The 19,337-nt window shown below is 57.8% G+C and carries 5 protein-coding genes; 2 read left to right on the top strand and 3 right to left on the bottom strand.

Annotated features, from left to right (window positions below; all coding sequences use genetic code 11):
• Positions 1–204: 204 nt before the first annotated feature.
• Complete coding sequence (locus GIV35_RS24405; protein WP_200649158.1) at positions 205–915, bottom strand: GntR family transcriptional regulator; 711 nt, start codon at positions 913–915, stop codon at positions 205–207.
• A gap of 318 nt (positions 916–1,233) precedes the next feature.
• Between GIV35_RS24405 and lapG the strand changes: the two genes are divergently transcribed.
• Complete coding sequence (lapG, locus tag GIV35_RS24400; RefSeq protein WP_371264164.1) at positions 1,234–1,857, top strand: cysteine protease LapG; 624 nt, start codon at positions 1,234–1,236, stop codon at positions 1,855–1,857.
• Positions 1,858–1,871: 14 nt separating this feature from the next.
• Positions 1,872–3,824: a cyclic di-GMP receptor LapD gene (lapD, locus tag GIV35_RS24395; protein ID WP_105225323.1), complete on the top strand. Its 1,953-nt coding sequence runs from the start codon at positions 1,872–1,874 to the stop codon at positions 3,822–3,824.
• A 163-nt stretch (positions 3,825–3,987) separates the two neighbouring features.
• On the opposite strand, the gene GIV35_RS24390 is transcribed toward lapD, so the two are convergent.
• Positions 3,988–4,326, bottom strand: a complete 339-nt coding sequence (locus tag GIV35_RS24390; protein ID WP_236264981.1) for a tryptophan synthase subunit beta — start codon at positions 4,324–4,326, stop codon at positions 3,988–3,990.
• A 150-nt stretch (positions 4,327–4,476) separates the two neighbouring features.
• Positions 4,477–19,337 (bottom strand): immunoglobulin-like domain-containing protein (locus GIV35_RS24385; protein ID WP_442962634.1); only part of this gene is annotated, 14,861 nt, incomplete at its 5' end.

The raw sequence follows: 19,337 nt of genomic DNA, 5'->3' as shown, positions 1-19,337 counted from the left end.
GAATGTTTTAAGCGGTGTACAAATGTATTAGATGTTTTTCCCGATGTTTATGTGTGTGGTGATTTGTCCATCTATACGTGGGAATTTTCTGTGCGCTGAGTCGCTTTAATTATGATTTGGTTCTTTGTTTTTTCTGATGGAGCAACAATCCCAGATAAGAAAGTTGCTACATCACCTAAGGATCAAGGGCAAAAGCGAAAAAACCTACTGAGTGGGGTTTTTTTCGGCGCTCTCAAGGCCGCTGAGGTAGGTCGCGATCACCTCCATGCCTCGCATCAAGTGGTTACGCAGCGTCAGGATGCTCTCCTCGACCTTCTTCTGCGCTACCAGGCTCAGCAGTTCGCGGTGATCCTCCTGGGAAGTCTCCCCCAGCCCCATCGCCTCAAGGTTGAAGCGCAGGAAGCGCTCCTCCTCATTCAATCCGTGCTCGACCAAAGTGAGCAGCCGTTGGTTGGGCGCCTTGCCGTACAACACCATGTGAAACAGGCGATTGAGCCGACCAATCTTGGTGTAGTCTTTCTCGCATTCCAGCGCATTGATACACGCTTCGGCTTGAGTAAGGTCCGCATCTGTGAGCAATGGAATCGACAGGCGCAGGGCCTCGGACTCCAGCAACATGCGCAGGGCATAGGTCTCGGCCGAATTGTCCTCGATCAAGGGAGCAACGACGGCACCCTTGTGAGTCACCACATGCAACAAGGATTGCGCCTCCAGCTGGCGCAACGCTTCGCGTACCGGCATGCGGCTGACGCCGAACAGGCTGGCCAGTTCTTGCTGGCGCATGGCGGTGCCGCAGGGCAGTCGCCCATCGAGGATGGCATTACGCAACGTTTCTTCGATAACGGAGCGCGCAAGATGGGCGGGAATAGGCCCGCTGATTTTGATGCTGCTTAATGGGTTCGGCTTCTGCGTCACGGTTGCGCTATCCTCCTTTCTTGAATAATAGTCTGGCTAATTGGATCCAAAGAACACTAAAGATGGGCCAGGTGCTTGTCAAATAGCCAAAGTTTCCGTTTGTAAGGGCTTACACAGCATACTTTGTGTCTCTCACAAGGGCGGTTATAAAAACGCGGCCTCCTGCGATGATTGCACTGTGCCATTGTTTTTTGTAGGGCCAGGCTTCACCATCCCTGGAAATTCCGTCTCTTTCACGGACTGAACATTTTGGCGGTAAGTTTTAATCCCTATCGACTGCTTTGCTGGCTTTTATCAGCAACTTTACTGGCCGGCCTGATGCTCGGCGGGCTACGTGCCGATTGGGATTTCTCGCAAATCAGCCGCAAGGCTACCGCCGTCTACGGGCCTTTGGGTCAAGGTCAGCAGCGTATCGACGCCTGGCAGCGGCTGTTGGTGAGCGAAAAACAGGTCAGCGAGCAGGAGCAGCTCAAGGTCGTCAATTTGTTCTTCAACAAGCAAATGACCTACGTGGAAGACATCGATCTCTGGCACGTTGTGGATTACTGGGAGACGCCCGTCGAGGCACTCTGGAAAGGTGCTGGTGACTGTGAAGACTACGCCATCGCAAAATATTTCAGTTTGCGTCACCTGGGCGTGTCCAGCGACAAATTGCGCATTACCTACGTCAAGGCCCTGCGGCAGAATCGGGCGCACATGGTCCTGACTTATTATTCGAGCCCCGACGCCGTCCCACTGGTGCTCGACAGCCTGATGGATGAGATCCTGCCGGCTACCCGTCGCACTGACCTGGTCCCGGTGTACTCATTCAACGCCGAGGGGCTGTACTTGCCTGGTGCCAAAGGCAACAAAAAAGTCGGTGATACCAAACGCTTGTCGCGCTGGCAGGATGTGTTGAGAAAAATGCGTGCGGAAGGCTTCCCAGCCGAGCCTGCCAACTAGGAGTAACTGATCGGATGTCTCTGTTCAAACAGCTATTGATCGCAATCTGTCTGTTCCTGGTGGTCGCCTTCAGCGGCAGCTTCATGGTCAGCCTGGAAAGCTCGCGCACCCAATACGTCAACCAATTGCGCTCCCACGCCCAGGATGCCGCGACGGCATTGGCGCTGTCGCTGACCCCGAATATCGATGACCCAGCCATGGTGGAGCTGCTGGTCAGCTCGATCTTCGACAGCGGTTACTATGCCAGCATCCGCGTCGTGGACCTGGCCACCGACAAAACCATCGTCGAGCGCAGCGGTATTCCCGACAACAACGGCGTGCCCAACTGGTTCGTCAAGCTGATCGGCCTGGAGCCGGCGGGCGGTGATGCCCTGGTCAGCCGTGGCTGGGAACAGGCCGCACGGGTAGAAGTAGTCAGCCATCCGATGTTCGCCCTGGCTAAGCTCTGGCAAAGCGCCCTGGGTAGCCTGGGCTGGTTGCTCTTGTGCGGTGCGGTCAGCGTGGTGCTCGGTGGGCTGCTGCTGCGCCGGCAATTGAAGCCGTTGGACTATATGGTCAAACAGTCCCACGCCATTGCCCGCCGTGAGTTCCTCAGCCTGCCTGACTTGCCCCGCACGCCTGAACTACGGCGGGTGGTGCAGGCCATGAACCAGATGGTGGAAAAGCTCAAGGCGCTGTTCCAGGAGCAGGCCGAGCGTAGCGAAAAACTGCGCACCGAATCCTATCAGGACAACCTCACCGGCCTCGCAAACCGCCGTTATTTCGAGATGCAGCTCAACGCCCGCGTCAGTAACCCGGAAGAGACCAACTCCGGCTACCTGCTGCTGCTGCGGGTCAAGGACCTGGCCGGCCTCAACCAGCGCCTCGGTGGCCAGCGCACCGACCAATTACTGCAAGCGGTTGGCGAACAACTGCTGCGCCAGTGCGCGCCGTACCCGGAAACCCATAACCTCGTCACCCGTATTCGTGGCGGTGAGTTCGCCGTGCTGGCGCCGGGGTTGATGCGTGAAGAAGCGGTGCAGCTGGCGCAAAACCTGGAAACCACCTTGCTCAGTCTGCAAGCGACCGGCGCCAGTGACGTTACGCCGGTCGCCTATATCGGCCTGGCGCCGTTCAGCCATGGCGACGCGCCCCAAGCCCTGCTGACCCTGGCCGATCAGGCCCTGGCCCAGGCCCAAGCTCAGGGCGACACCAGTTGGGTGTGCCTGGACCGCAGCGCCGCCGCCAGCGTGGGAGACGATCACCATGCCTGGCACACCTTGTTGGACCAGGCCCTGACCCAGCAGCGCTTCCAGCTGTACTTCCAGCCGGTTGTCGCCAGCCAGGACCCACAATTGGTCTTGCATTACAAAGTACTGTCGCGCTTGCAGGACGAAGACGGCCACACCATACCGGCCGGGCGCTTCCTGCCGTGGCTTGAGCGCTTTGGTTGGTCAGCCCGCCTGGACCGCCTGATGCTGGAGCAGGTGCTCAAGCAGATGGCCAGCCACACCGATAACCTGGCGCTGAATCTTTCGGCCGCGACCTTGCAAGATACCCAGGCCCTGAACCGTATTTATGACCTGCTGCGCCAGCACAGCAACCTGGGCCCGCGCCTCACTCTGGAGATCGGTGAGGAGCAACTGCCTGAGCAGCCTGTGCTGGAACAGATGACCCACCGCCTGCGCGAGCTGGGCTTCTCCCTCAGCCTGCAACGTTTCGGTGGGCGGTTCAGCATGATCGGCAACCTGGCGCGCCTGGGCCTGGCGTACCTGAAGATCGACGGCAGCTACATTCGCGCCATCGACCAGGAAAGTGACAAGCGCCTGTTTATCGAGGCCATCCAGCGAGCGGCCCATAGCATCGACCTGCCGCTGATTGCTGAGCGTGTAGAGACTGAAGGCGAACTGAAGGTGATTCGTGAAATGGGGATTTTCGGCGTGCAGGGCCAACTGTTTGGCGAGCCCGCGCCCTGGAAATCTCACTGATATGACTGGATTAAAATAGGGCCAGTTGTGGCGAGCAAGCTTGCTTGCGCTGGGGTGCGAAGCGCCCCCAAAAGCCGGTGACTGCTGCGCAGTCAAGCGGGAGCAAGCTCCCTCGCCACAGCAAGCCTCCTCCCACATTTAAATTCAGGTTCGGCGCCAGGGCTCAGATAAGCCCTTTCTCGTCATCATCGATCAACTGGCTCAACCCACCCAACGCTTCCCTCGCCTGGTTACGGTCCATCAACTTGGCCTGGGCTGCCGGCGGCAGGTCGGTCACGCTGATCACCCCTTTGCGGGTCAGCACCTGGATCAAGTCATCCAGCACCCGGATCATCTCCAAGTCGCTCTGCTTGAGCTGGGCCAGGCTGGTTTCCACCACTTCGTTGGCGTACCAGGCCTGTATCTCATGGTGATCGGCCGGCAGGGTTTCAGTGGATTCGCTAAAGGCAGCAGCCTCTACGCGAACCAGCGCGCCCTGTGCATCACGTTGCACGTAAAACATAACAACCCCTCGAAAATGCGCCACAGGCGTTCAACAGCATAGGTCAACGCTGCGTGTATGGGCGTGAGTATGCGATGCGCCGTCCGCCAGGGCCAGCGACCCGTAGGCCAAAAAATCGGCCGCCTGGAAGGGCGGCCGATCAATCGCGTCTTAGGTGTGGTCGATCTTGATGGTCGGGTCGGCACCACTGATCAGCGAGTTGATGCTGGTGTGGGACCAATCGTTGCCTTCCAGTTTGATCGTCACATCGGCATTGGCCAAGCCACCGGCGGCGTTGAGCTTGCCTTCACTGCTCACTTGCAGGGTCGACACGCCATCTACCGTGGTGATCTTCAGGTAGTTGTCGATGGTGCTGTCGGTTTCACCTTTCAACAAATCACGCAGGTCAATGCGGTCGCCTTCGGACGCCTTGAAGTCCTTGATCACATCGTTGCCGATGTCGCCCGCCTTCCACACGAAGGTGTCGGCCCCCGAGCCACCGATCAGGATGTCGTTGCCCTGACCGCCAATCAGCGTGTCGTTGCCGGTGCCGCCCAGCAGGATGTCATTGCCTTTGCCGCCGTCCAGAAGGTCGTTGCCGCCCTGGCCGAACAGGATGTCATCGCCAGCCCCGCCCAGCAGCGTGTCATTGGCATCCTTGGCGCCGGAGACGTCGAAGTCCACATAGTGTTCGGTAACGTACTGGTGGACGTTAGAGGCGGTCACCGCAGAGACAGCCACGCCGGTCTTCTGTGCGACAAAGGCCTGCAGGGCGTTGTAACCCTCGCCATTGATCCCGCTGAAGCTCACCAGGTCGCCGAAGAGAATGTCGTTGCCGTCGCCACCGCTGACGGTGTCCGCGCCCGGCAACGTCGCCTCTGTGTGGCCGAGGATAGCGTTGGCCAAGTCCTTCGGATCGATGTTGGCCTGTGGCTTGCCATCGCTGTCGTACGGTGCCAACTGATTCAAGCTGACCCCACTGTTGAGGCCGATGGCTTCTACGCCACCTGTGGACAGACCTTTAAGCAGTGCGAACGCGCTGTTGGAGTTGGCGGTGGTGTAGTAGTCGGTATCGTAGCCGAGGCCGCCTTGCACCGATATTTCATAGGTGCCATCCCCTTGGGCGTGGATGATTCCCTTGTTGTAGCCCCAGCCGTAGGACCAGAGGGTTACCTTGCCGGCAGAGTTGATATCAAGGTAGTTATTCGAATCGATGTTGATCCGGGTGGCGGTACCTATGGTGTAGTTGTTCATGGTGACGACATCATCGAGCCTGACGTTGCCGTACAAGTACGGGTTGGTCTGCTCGGACGCTTGGTAAAACGTCGGCTGACCATCGGTGATGAAGTACGTTGTATTGATAGCGCCAGTGTTGCCAGTCGCCTGGGCACTCTTGAAGAAGTTGGCCGCGGCCTTGAACACGTCTTCGTAGTTGGTCCCGCCGGTAGACACCATGGAATCCAGGACTTTCTGCAGCGAGTCCAATGCACCTGGGTCTTTCAGGTTGACTGTCACCGTTCGATTGACCTGGTCGCTGAAATCCGCCAGGAAGATATTTACAGTGCCAGAGGTGCTGGCGCCGATACTGTTTTTCAGCGAGTTGAACGTGGTAGTCAGCGAGGTTTTTGCCGCTGCTATCGAGTCCGCACCCATACTGCCCGATGTATCGATCATGAACGCGATGTTGTAGTTCTTGCCCTGCACCACGTTCAAGCCGGCGACGTCGGCCACGACAATGTCGTTGCCATCGCTGCCATTGATGGTGTCGCTGCCCGAGGTGCCGGTGACCGAATTGTAGGTCGCCGGATGCACCGTGACGGGCAATTGCGCGGTGGTGGTCGCTGACCCGCCGATGCTCTCGGTGGAAGTCGAAGTGACCGTCAGGTTGAACTGGCCGCTGTAGTAGGTCGGCGGCTTGATGGTCAGGGTGTTCAGGTCCCAGCCGGTGACATTCACTTCGCCCACGGTTTTACCCGCAGTAAAGGTGTGCCCAGACGCGTCGGTCAGTACCGAGCCTGCCGGGATGCCGCTGATCTTCACGCTCAGGGTTTCGGAGCCGTCGGTGTCGGTCAGCGCGGTGGTGACCTTGGACAATTTGACCGTGCCGTTTTCCTGGCCTTCGTTGAGCTTGTAGCCCACGTAGTAACCGTCACCGTTGCTGCCATGCAGGTCGGATACGCTGACGCCGGCGTTGGTCAGGTCGGTAAGGCCGGTGTACAACGGCACGGTGCTGGTGCTCAGGTTCTGCACCGCCCCGCCGTTGACCGACAGGTTGACGTCAAAGCTGCCAGGCCCCGCTTGGTTGGCCTGGTAGATCTCAAGGCTGTAGTAACCAGTGGTCGTTGGGGTGAACGAGCCGCTGAACTTGCCGCTGTTGGTACCCCACAAACCGCTGGCAACGTCTTTACCGCCAACGTTGACCACCACGCTGTCATCGGCGATACCGCTGAAGGTGTAGCTCTTGCCCGCTTCCATGTAGATCAGGCCGGAGATCTTGGAGCCAGAGCCAGCGGCCACGTTGTCGACGGACTCGACGTTGGTCACCACAGAGGTGCTGTTGGGTGTGCCCGCGTTATCGATGGCTTTTTTCAGCGCGTCCGGTGCAGCACCGTTGCCGTTGTTTCCAAGGCCGGCGATGCTGTTCCAGCCCTGTTTGACCAGGCCGGTCGAGGCAACGTTGTTGTCTGCCACACTGAGGGTCGGCGCGTCGGCCACTGGAGTGATATCGACTTTCACCGTAGCGCTGGTGCCCAGGTCCTTGCCATCGGTTGGCTGGAACTTGAACTGCGCGTAATCCGCCTGTTTGTTACCCACGCCAGTGCCGCCGTAACCGTCGGCGCCGGACTCGTTGGCGTTCGGCATAAAGCGCAGTTGGCCGCCATCGATCTGGGCCTTGGTAAAGGTCTGGCCGCTGGTCACGTTGGTCCAGGTGCTGCCGTCCGCCGCCAGGTACTGCAGCTTGCCGGCTACCGGCAGCTCGGTGATTTTCACCCCGAGGCTGGCTTGTGGCGAGTCCACATCGCTCACGCCGAAGTTGGCCCAGGTCAGGGCCAGCGCCGTGTCTTCCGTACCGGTCACAGCACCGCCAGTGGCCACTGGTGCATCGTTGACCGCTACCACGTTGACGGTGGTGGTGGCCACGTTGGAGTAGTTGCCGCCATCGGTCACCGTCACGGTGATGGTGCGCGGTGTGGTGCTCGGGTCGTGGCTGTTGTTGGTGAACGTGATGTTCTGGATACGTTGCATGTAGTCAGCCAGCGTTGCGCTGCCGGACAACGTCAGGGTAATAGTGCCCGTCTGGTTGTTGGTGCTGACGCTGATGCCATTCACGCTATTGCCCAGGTTCAGGGCATCACCGGCCTGTGCGTTGGTCAGCGTGACCGTCGCGCCCGTCAGCAGTGTGCTGTCTGGGTCAGTGATCTTGATATCCGTATCGGCGATCGACACGCCCGGCCCGGCGGTACCCTCGGTAAATATCGTCTTGTAATCGGCACCCGTGGCGCCGCTGGAGTTGTTGGCATCCAGGTCGATCACCGGCGGTGCATCGTTGTCGAGGATGTTGGTGGTGACGGTGCCTTTGTCGATCACCAGGTTCTCGAAGTTGCCTCCGGTGACCTTGTCGATGGTGATAACGATCTGTTCCGTAGGCTCGGTGATCTTGTCGTCGAGCGTGCGGATATCAAACGGTACGCTGGTGGTACCGGCCGGGATCTTCACGGTGTACACGCCATTGAAGTCTGAACCGTCGGTAGCGGTGCCGCTGTACTTGAGCGTTACGGTCACGTCGGTTTGCGGCGGGTTGGTGAGGGTCAGGGTGTAGTGCGCCGTACCGCCTTCAGTCACCGACGCATCGCCGGTAATGCTGATGGTGGTGTTGCTGACCACATCGGTCACTTTGGTGACCACAGTGCTGCCGTCGACGATCAAGTGTTCGTACTTGTCGCCACCGCTGACCACACCGGTGATTTTGGTGGTGACGTCATTGGCGCCGACATACGCATCGTTAGGTGCGGTGGCGGTGGTGAAGCTGGTGGACTTGCCATTGCCGATGGTAATGGTCGAGCCGTTATCCAGCTTGATGACCAGGTCTGAGCCAACGTTGTTCACCGCCACGCCGTTCTTGTCGACCAGGGACGCGGTGTACACGATCTGCCCGCCTTCGCTGACCGAGCCAGTGGCCTTGAGTACCACGGTCACGTCATCGATGGTGTCGTTGATGGTGGTCGTGGCGCCCGCAGGTGTGATGGTCACACCCTCGAAATTGCCGCCGGTGGTGCCGGTGATCTTGACGGTCTGGGTGCTCTTGTCGATGAACACGTCATCGGTAGGCGCCGGGACGGTCACCGTGCCCATGGTCTCACCTTGCTTGATGGTGATGCTCGAACCGTTGTCGAGCTGGACCAGCATGTCGCTGCCGGCCTTGTTGCTCAAGGTGGCGGTGTAGGTGATCTGGCCGCCTTCGTTGACCGCGGTCGGGGCAGTCAAGGTGACGGTGGTCAGGTCGGTGGAGCCTGGTGTGTCGGTGACGGTGGTGTTCACCGCCGTCGTGCCCGGCACGAGGTTCTCGAAATGCTCGCCACCGGTCACGCCTTTGATGGCGGTGGTGACGGTTTGGTCGCCTTTGTAGACGTCGTTTGGCGCTACGGTGGTGATGGAACCGCTCGACTGATTCACACCGATGGTGATCGTTTTGCCATTGTCCAAGGTGACGGTCAGCGGATTGGTGATGTTGGTCACCGCTGCGCCGTTTTTATCCACAAGGCTGGCGGTGTAAACGATGTTGCCGCCTTCGCCAACGGTGGTGGTGGCGGTCAGGACCACATCGACTTTGTCGATGGTGTCGTTGATCGTGGTGGTGGCGCCGTTGCCTGCGACTTCTAACTTCTCGAAGTTGCCGCCAGTGGTCTCGGTGATCTTGACGGTCTGGGTGCTCTTATCGATGAACACGTCATCGGTAGGCGCGGGTACGGTTACGGTGCCAACAGTTTCGCCAGCCTTGATGGTGATCGACGAGCCGTTATCGAGCTTCAGGGTGACGTCAGTACCGGCCTTGTTGCTCAAGGTCGCGGTGTAGGTGATCTGTCCACCTTCGTTAACAGCGTTAGGCGCTGTCAGCGTCACAGTAGTGGTGTTGTCGGTACCCGGAGTGTCCGTAACGGTGGTGTTCACCGCGGTAGTGCCAGGGACCAGATTCTCGAAATGCTCGCCGCCGGTCACGCCTTTGATAGCAGTGGTGACGGTCTGGTCGCCCTTGTACACGTCATCAGGAGCAACAACCGAAACGCTACCGCTCGATTGGTTTACGCCGATGGTGATGGTTTTGCCGTTATCCAGGGTCACGGTCAGCGGATTGGTGATGTTGGTCACCGGAGCGCCGTTTTTATCCACAAGGCTGGCGGTGTAGACGATATTGCCGCCTTCGCCGACGGTAGTGGTAGCAGTTAGAACTACATCCACCTTGTCGATGGTGTCGTTGATCGTAGTCGTTGCGCCGTTGCCTGCGACTTCGAGTTTTTCGAAGTTGCCGCCGGAAGCGTCAGTGATTTTGACGGTCTGCGTGCTCTTATCGATGAACACGTCATCGGTCGGCGCAGGGACAGTGACGGTGCCAACAGTGTCGCCAGCCTTAATGGTGATGCTTGAACCATTGTCGAGTTTCAGTGTGACGTCGGTGCCGGCCTTATTGCTCAAGGTCGCGGTGTAGGTGATCTGTCCACCTTCGTTAACGGCACTTGGCGCTGTCAGCGTAACGGTGGTGGTGTTATCGGTACCCGGTGTGTCCGTAACGGTGGTGTTCACCGCGGTAGTGCCAGGGACCAGATTTTCGAAATGCTCGCCGCCGGTCACACCCTTGATAGCGGTGGTGACAGTTTGGTCGCCCTTGTACACATCATCAGGAGCAAGAACCGAAACGCTACCGCTCGATTGGTTTACGCCGATGGTGATGGTTTTGCCGTTATCCAGGGTCACGGTCAGCGGATTGGTGATGTTGGTCACCGGTGCGCCGTTTTTATCCACAAGGCTGGCGGTGTAAACGATGTTACCGCCTTCGCCAACGGTGGTGGTGGCGGTCAGGACCACATCGACTTTGTCGATGGTGTCGTTGATCGTGGTGGTGGCGCCGTTGCCTGCAACTTCCAGTTTTTCGAAGTTGCCGCCGGAGGCGTCGGTGATCTTGACGGTCTGCGTGCTCTTATCGATAAACACGTCATCGGTAGGGGCAGGGACGGTTACGGTGCCAACGGTTTCACCGGCCTTGATGGTGATCGACGAACCGTTATCCAGCTTCAGGGTGACGTCAGTGCCCGCTTTGTTGGACAGCGTGGCGGTGTACGTGATCTGGCCACCTTCGTTAACAGCACTTGGCGCAGTCAAGGTGACAGTCGTGGTGTTGTCGGTACCCGGTGTGTCCGTAACGGTGGTGTTCACCGCGGTAGTGCCCGGCACCAGGTTCTCGAAATGCTCGCCGCCGGTTACGCCTTTGATAGCGGTGGTGACAGTTTGGTCGCCCTTGTACACATCATCAGGAGCAAGAACCGAAACGCTACCGCTCGATTGGTTTACGCCGATGGTGATGGTCTTGCCGTTGTCCAAGGTAACGGTGAGCGGGTTGGTGATGTTGGTCACCGGCGCGCCGTTCTTATCCACAAGGCTGGCGGTATAGACGATATTGCCGCCTTCACCAACGGTGGTGGTGGCCGTCAGGACCACATCCACCTTGTCGATGGTGTCGTTGATCGTAGTCGTTGCGCCGCTGCCTGCAACTTCCAGTTTTTCGAAGTTGCCGCCGGAAGCGTCGGTGATCTTGACGGTCTGAGTGCTCTTATCGATGAACACGTCATCGCTAGGAGCGGGCACGGTCACAGTGCCAACCGTGTCGCCAGCCTTGATGGTGATCGAAGAGCCGTTATCCAACTTCAGCGTGACGTCGGTACCGGCCTTATTGCTCAAGGTCGCGGTATAGGTGATCTGGCCACCCTCATTCGCTTCGGTCGGAGCTGTCAGCGTTACGGTAGTGGTGTTATCGGTGCCCGGTGTATCAGTAACGGTGGTGTTAACCGGGGTAGTACCTGGAACCAGATTTTCGAAGTGCTCGCCGCCGGTAACACCCTTGATAGCGGTGGTGACGGTTTGATCGCCTTTATAGACATCATCAGGAGCAAGAACCGAAACGCTACCGCTCGATTGGTTTACGCCGATGGTGATGGTCTGGCCATTATCCAAGGTGACGGTCAACGGATTGGTGATGTTGGTCACCGCTGCGCCGTTTTTATCCACAAGGCTGGCGGTGTAGACGATATTGCCGCCTTCGCCGACGGTGGTAGTAGCGGTCAGGACCACATCGACCTTGTCGACGGTGTCATTGATGGTGGTGGTTGCGCCGTCGCCTGCCACTTCGAGTTTTTCGAAATTGCCGCCGGTGGTCTCGGCGATCTTAACGGTCTGGGTGCTCTTATCGATAAACACGTCATCGGTAGGCGCAGGGACAGTGACGGTGCCAACAGTGTCGCCAGCCTTAATGGTGATGCTTGAACCATTGTCGAGTTTCAGCGTGACGTCGGTGCCGGCCTTATTGCTCAAGGTCGCGGTGTAGGTGATCTGACCACCTTCGTTAACGGCACTTGGCGCTGTCAGCGTCACAGTAGTGGTGTTGTCGGTACCCGGTGTGTCCGTAACGGTGGTGTTCACCGCGGTAGTGCCCGGCACCAGGTTCTCGAAATGCTCGCCGCCGGTTACGCCTTTGATAGCGGTGGTGACGGTTTGATCGCCTTTATAGACATCATCAGGAGCAAGAACCGAAACGCTACCGCTAGTCTGGTTTACGCCGATGGTGATGGTCTGGCCATTATCCAAGGTGACGGTCAACGGATTGGTGATGTTGGTCACCGCTGCGCCGTTTTTATCCACAAGGCTGGCGGTGTAGACGATATTGCCGCCTTCACCAACGGTGGTGGTGGCGGTCAGGACGACGTCGACTTTGTCGATGGTGTCGTTGATCGTGGTGGTTGCGCCGTTGCCTGCGACTTCGAGTTTTTCGAAGTTGCCTCCGGAAGCATCAGTAATCTTTACGGTCTGAGTGCTCTTGTCGATGAACACGTCATCAGTAGGGGCGGGCACGGTCACAGTACCGACGGTCTCGCCAGCTTTGATAGTGATCGACGAGCCGTTATCCAGCTTCAAGGTGACATCAGTACCGGCCTTGTTGCTCAAGGTCGCGGTGTAGGTGATCTGGCCGCCTTCGTTAACGGCACTTGGCGCAGTCAGCGTAACCGTGGTGGTGTTATCGGTGCCTGGGGTATCGGTGACAGTGGTGTTCACTGCCGTCGTGCCAGGAACCAAGTTTTCAAAGTGCTCGCCACCGGTCACGCCTTTGATAGCGGTAGTGACGGTCTGGTCGCCTTTATAAACGTCATCCGGCGCGATAGTGGTGACAGAGCCACTCGACTGGTTCACACCGATGGTGATGGTTTTGCCGTTATCCAAAGTCACGGTCAGCGGATTGGTGATGTTAGTCACCGGTGCGCCGTTCTTATCCACAAGGCTGGCGGTGTAAACGATGTTGCCGCCTTCGCCAACGGTGGTAGTGGCCGTCAGGACCACATCAACTTTGTCGATGGTGTCGTTGATCGTGGTGGTGGCGCCGTTGCCTGCCACTTCGAGTTTTTCGAAGTTGCCGCCAGTGGCCTCGGTGATCTGAACGGTCTGCGTGCTCTTATCAATGAACACGTCATCGGTAGGCGCAGGGACAGTGACGGTGCCTACGGTTTCGCCAGCCTTGATGGTGATGCTTGAGCCGTTATCCAACTTCAGCGTGACATCAGTGCCTGCTTTGTTGGAAAGCGTGGCGGTATAAGTGATCTGACCGCCCTCGTTTGCTTCGGACGGAGCCGTCAGCGTAACGGTGGTGGTGTTGTCGGTACCCGGTGTGTCCGTAACGGTGGTGTTCACCGCTGTAGTACCCGGCACCAGGTTTTCAAAGTGCTCGCCACCAGTCACGCCTTTGATAGCAGTGGTGACGGTTTGGTCGCCTTTGTACACGTCATCAGGAGCAACAACCGAAACGCTGCCGCTCGACTGATTCACACCAATGGTGATGGTTTGGCCGTTATCCAAGGTGACGGTGAGCGGATTGGTGATGTTGGTCACCGGCGCGCCGTTCTTATCCACAAGGCTGGCGGTGTAGACGATATTGCCGCCTTCGCCGACGGTGGTAGTGGCGGTCAGGACCACATCGACTTTGTCGATGGTGTCGTTGATCGTGGTGGTTGCGCCATTGCCTGCAACTTCGAGTTTTTCGAAGTTGCCGCCGGAAGCGTCAGTGATCTGGACGGTCTGGGTGCTCTTATCGATGAACACGTCATCGGTAGGCGCAGGGACAGTGACGGTGCCTACGGTTTCGCCAGCCTTGATGGTGATGCTTGAGCCGTTGTCGAGTTTCAGCGTGACGTCGGTGCCAGCCTTGTTGCTCAAGGTCGCGGTGTAGGTAATCTGGCCACCTTCGTTAACCGCACTTGGCGCAGTCAGCGTGACAGTCGTCGTGTTGTCGGTACCGGGGGTATCGGTGACAGTGGTGTTCACTGCCGTCGTGCCAGGGACCAAGTTTTCAAATTGCTCGCCACCAGTCACGCCTTTGATAGCAGTGGTGACGGTTTGGTCGCCTTTGTACACGTCATCAGGAGCAACAACCGAAACGCTACCGCTCGATTGGTTTACGCCTATGGTGATGGTTTTGCCGTTGTCGAGGGTGACGGTCAACGGGTTGGTGATGTTAGTCACCGGCGCGCCGTTCTTATCCACAAGGCTGGCCGTGTAGACGATGTTGCCGCCTTCACCCACGGTAGTCGTGGCGGTCAGTACCACATCGACTTTATCGATGGTGTCGTTGATCGTGGTGGTTGCGCCGTTGCCTGCGACTTCTAACTTCTCGAAGTTGCCGCCAGTGGTCTCGGTGATCTTGACGGTCTGGGTGCTCTTGTCGATGAACACGTCATCGGTAGGGGCGGGCACGGTGACGGTGCCAACAGTGTCGCCAGCCTTGATGGTGATCGACGAACCGTTATCGAGCTTCAGGGTGACGTCAGTACCGGCCTTGTTGCTCAAGGTCGCGGTATAGGTGATCTGGCCACCCTCATTCGCCTCGGTCGGAGCTGTCAGCGTTACGGTAGTGGTGTTATCGGTGCCCGGTGTATCAGTCACAGTTGTGGTGACGTTATCGGTGCCTGGGACCAGATTCTCAAAGTGCTCGCCGCCGGTCACGCCTTTGATGGCGGTGGTAACGGTTTGATCGCCCTTATACACATCATCAGGAGCAACAACCGAAACGCTACCGCTCGATTGGTTTACGCCGATGGTGATGGTTTTGCCGTTATCGAGGGTGACGGTCAACGGGTTGGTGATGTTAGTCACCGGTGCGCCGTTTTTATCCACAAGGCTGGCGGTGTAAACGATGTTGCCGCCTTCGCCAACGGTGGTGGTGGCCGTCAGGACCACATCAACTTTGTCGATGGTGTCGTTGATCGTGGTCGTTGCGCCGTTGCCTGCTACTTCGAGTTTTTCGAAGTTGCCGCCGGAAGCGTCGGTGATCTTGACGGTCTGAGTGCTCTTATCGATGAACACGTCATCGGTCGGCGCGGGCACAGTTACGGTGCCAACCGTGTCGCCAGCCTTGATGGTGATCGAAGATCCGTTATCCAGCTTCAAGATGACGTCAGTACCGGCCTTGTTGCTCAAGGTCGCGGTGTACGTAATCTGACCACCTTCGTTTGCCTCAGCCGGAGCCGTCAACGTAACGGTGGTGGTGTTATCGGTGCCAGGGTTATCGGTGACAGTAGTGTTCACTGCCGTCGTGCCAGGGACCAGGTTTTCGAAGTGCTCGCCGCCGGTAACACCCTTGATAGCGGTGGTGACGGTTTGATCGCCTTTATAGACATCATCAGGAGCAAGAATCGAAACGCTACCGCTAGTCTGGTTTACGCCGATGGTGATGGTCTGGCCATTATCCAAGGTGACGGTCAACGGATTGGTGATGTTAGTCACCGGCGCACCGTTTTTATCCACAAGGCTAGCGGTGTAGACGATGTTGCCGCCTTCGCCAACGGTGGTGGTAGCGGTCAGAACCACATCAACTTTGTCGATCGTGTCGTTGATCGTGGTCGTTGCGCCGCTGCCTGCAACTTCCAGTTTTTCGAAGTTGCCGCCGGTGGTTTCGGTGATCTTGACCGTTTGGGTGCTCTTGTCGATGAACACGTCATCGGTAGGCGCAGGGACAGTCACGGTGCCAACGGTTTCGCCAGCCTTGATGGTGATCGACGAGCCGTTATCCAGCTTCAGGGTGACGTCAGTGCCAGCCTTGTTGCTCAAGGTCGCGGTGTAGGTAATCTGGCCACCTTCGTTAACCGCACTTGGCGCAGTCAGGGTGACAGTCGTTGTGTTGTCGGTACCGGGGGTATCGGTGACAGTGGTGTTCACTGCCGTAGTGCCGGGCACCAGGTTCTCGAAATGCTCGCCGCCAGTCACGCTTTTGATAGCGGTGGTGACGGTTTGGTCGCCCTTATACACATCATCAGGAGCAATAACCGAAACGCTACCGCTCGATTGGTTTACGCCGATGGTGATGGTTTTGCCGTTATCGAGGGTGACGGTCAACGGGTTGGTGATGTTAGTCACCGGTGCGCCGTTTTTATCCACAAGGCTGGCGGTGTAAACGATGTTGCCGCCTTCGCCAACGGTGGTGGTGGCCGTCAGGACCACATCAACTTTGTCGATGGTGTCGTTGATCGTGGTCGTTGCGCCGTTGCCTGCTACTTCGAGTTTTTCGAAGTTGCCGCCGGAAGCGTCGGTGATCTTGACGGTCTGAGTGCTCTTATCGATGAACACGTCATCGGTCGGCGCGGGCACAGTTACGGTGCCAACCGTGTCGCCAGCCTTGATGGTGATCGAAGATCCGTTATCCAGCTTCAAGATGACGTCAGTACCGGCCTTGTTGCTCAAGGTCGCGGTGTACGTAATCTGACCACCTTCGTTTGCCTCAGCCGGAGCCGTCAACGTAACGGTGGTGGTGTTATCGGTGCCAGGGTTATCGGTGACAGTAGTGTTCACTGCCGTCGTGCCAGGGACCAGGTTTTCGAAGTGCTCGCCGCCGGTCACGCTTTTGATGGCGGTAGTGACAGTTTGGTCGCCTTTGTACACGTCATCCGGCGCGATGGTGGTGATGGAGCCGCTCGACTGATTCACACCGATGGTGATGGTTTTGCCGTTATCCAAAGTCACGGTCAGCGGGTTGGTGATGTTAGTCACCGGTGCGCCGTTTTTATCCACAAGGCTGGCGGTGTAAACGATATTGCCGCCTTCGCCAACGGTGGTAGTGGCCGTCAGGACCACATCAACTTTGTCGATGGTGTCGTTGATCGTGGTCGTTGCGCCGTTGCCTGCCACTTCGAGTTTTTCGAAGTTGCCGCCGGTGGTTTCGGTGATCTTGACCGTCTGCGTGCTCTTGTCGATGAACACGTCATCGGTAGGCGCAGGGACAGTCACGGTGCCAACAGTGTCGCCAGCCTTGATGGTGATCGACGAGCCGTTATCCAGCTTCAGGGTGACGTCAGTGCCAGCCTTGTTGCTCAAGGTCGCGGTGTAGGTAATCTGACCACCTTCGCTCGCCTCGGTCGGAGCCGTCAGCGTCACGGTAGTGGTGTTGTCGGTACCCGGTGTATCAGTCACAGTTGTAGTGACGTTATCTGTACCTGGGACCAGGTTTTCAAAATGCTCGCCACCAGTCACGCCTTTGATAGCCGTGGTGACGGTTTGGTCGCCCTTATACACATCATCAGGAGCAACAACCGAAACGCTACCGCTCGATTGGTTTACGCCGATGGTGATGGTTTTACCGTTGTCCAAGGTAACGGTCAGCGGGTTGGTGGTGTTGGTCACCGGCGCGCCGTTCTTATCCACAAGGCTGGCGGTGTAGACGATATTGCCGCCTTCACCGACGGTGGTGGTGGCGGTCAGGACTACGTCGACTTTGTCGATGGTGTCGTTGATCGTGGTGGTTGCGCCGTTACCTGCGACTTCTAACTTCTCGAAGTTGCCGCCAGTGGTCTCGGTGATCTTGACGGTCTGCGTGCTCTTGTCGATGAACACGTCATCGGTAGGCGCAGGGACAGTGACGGTGCCTACGGTTTCGCCAGCCTTGATGGTGATGCTTGAGCCGTTGTCGAGTTTCAGCGTGACGTCGGTGCCGGCCTTGTTGCTCAAGGTCGCGGTGTACGTGATCTGGCCACCTTCGTTAACTGCATTTGGCGCAGTCAGGATGACAGTCGTTGTGTTGTCGGTACCGGGGGTGTCGGTGACAGTGGTGTTCACTGCCGTCGTGCCAGGGACCAAGTTTTCAAAGTGCTCGCCACCAGTGACGCCTTTGATAGCGGTAGTGACGGTCTGGTCGCCTTTATAAACGTCATCCGGCGCGATAGTGGTGACAGAGCCACTCGACTGGTTCACACCGATGGTGATTGTCTTGCCGTTATCCAAGGTCACGGTCAGCGGATTAGTGATGTTAGTCACCGGTGCGCCGTTTTTATCCACAAGGCTGGCGGTGTAGACGATGTTGCCGCCTTCGCCGACAGTGGTAGTGGCGGTCAGGACCACATCGACTTTGTCGATGGTGTCGTTGATCGTGGTGGTCGCGCCGTTGCCTGCCACTTCGAGTTTTTCGAAGTTGCCGCCAGTGGCCTCGGTGATCTGAACGGTCTGCGTGCTCTTGTCGATGAACACGTCATCGGTAGGCGCAGGGACGGTCACGGTGCCAATGGTTTCGCCAGCTTTGATGGTGATGCTTGAGCCGTTATCCAACTTCAGCGTGACGTCAGTGCCCGCTTTGTTGGAAAGCGTGGCGGTGTAAGTGATCTCGCCACCCTCATTCGCCTCGGTCGGAGCCGTCAGTGTCACGGTAGTGGTGTTATCGGTGCCCGGTGTATCGGTAACGGTCGTGTTAACTGGGGTAATACCTGGAACCAGATTTTCAAAATGCTCGCCGCCGGTCACACCCTTGATAGCAGCGGTGACGGTCTGATCGCCTTTATAAATATCGTCTGGCGCCACGGTGGTAACGGTGCCGCTGGATTGGTTAACACCGATAGTAATGGTCTGACCGTTATCCAAAGTGACGGTCAACGGGTTAGTGATGTTAGTCACCGGCGCGCCGTTTTTATCCACAAGGCTAGCGGTGTAGACGATGTTGCCGCCTTCGCCAACGGTGGTGGTAGCGGTCAGAACCACATCAACTTTGTCGATGGTGTCGTTGATCGTGGTGGTCGCGCCGTTACCTGCAACTTCCAGTTTTTCGAAGTTGCCGCCGGTGGTTTCGGTGATCTTGACCGTTTGGGTGCTCTTGTCGATGAACACGTCATCGGTAGGGGCGGGCACGGTCACGGTGCCAACGGTTTCGCCAGCTTTGATGGTGATGCTTGAGCCGTTGTCCAACTTCAACGTGACATCAGTGCCCGCTTTATTGGAAAGCGTGGCGGTATACGTCACCTGACCACCTTCGTTCGCCTCGGTTGGGGCTGTCAGCGTCACAGTGGTGGTGTCGATCGAATCGGTAATGGTGGTAACCGCTGGCGTGGTGCTCGGCACCAGGCTCTCGAAATTGCCGCCAGTCGCGCCCGTAATCGTCGTACTGACGGTGCTGCCGTTGACGTAGACGTCATTAGCTGGCGTATCAACGACAACGCTGCCTGTCGACTCACCGGCCTTGATGGTGATCACCGAGCCATTGCTCAAGGTGACATTCACAGGCGTCTGCGCCGGGTTGGTCAAGGTGGCGGTGTAGGTGATCTGACCGCCTTCGGTCACGGTCGAACCAGCGGTCAGGGTGACCGTGGTGGTGTCGATCGAATCGGTAATGGTGGTGACCGCTGGCGTGGTATTCGGTACCAGGTTCTCGAAGTTACCGCCCGTTGCGCCCGTGATGGTGGTGCTGACGGTAGAGCCATTGTTGTAAACGTCGTTGGCCGGCGTATCGACCACAACGGTACCCG

Source organism: Pseudomonas sp. PA-1-6B, assembly GCF_021609545.1.
GTDB classification, from domain to species: Bacteria; Pseudomonadota; Gammaproteobacteria; order Pseudomonadales; family Pseudomonadaceae; genus Aquipseudomonas; species Aquipseudomonas fluorescens_BV.
The sequence above is the reverse complement of the archived record's forward strand: the minus strand, read 5'-3'. Positions and strand labels throughout refer to the sequence as shown.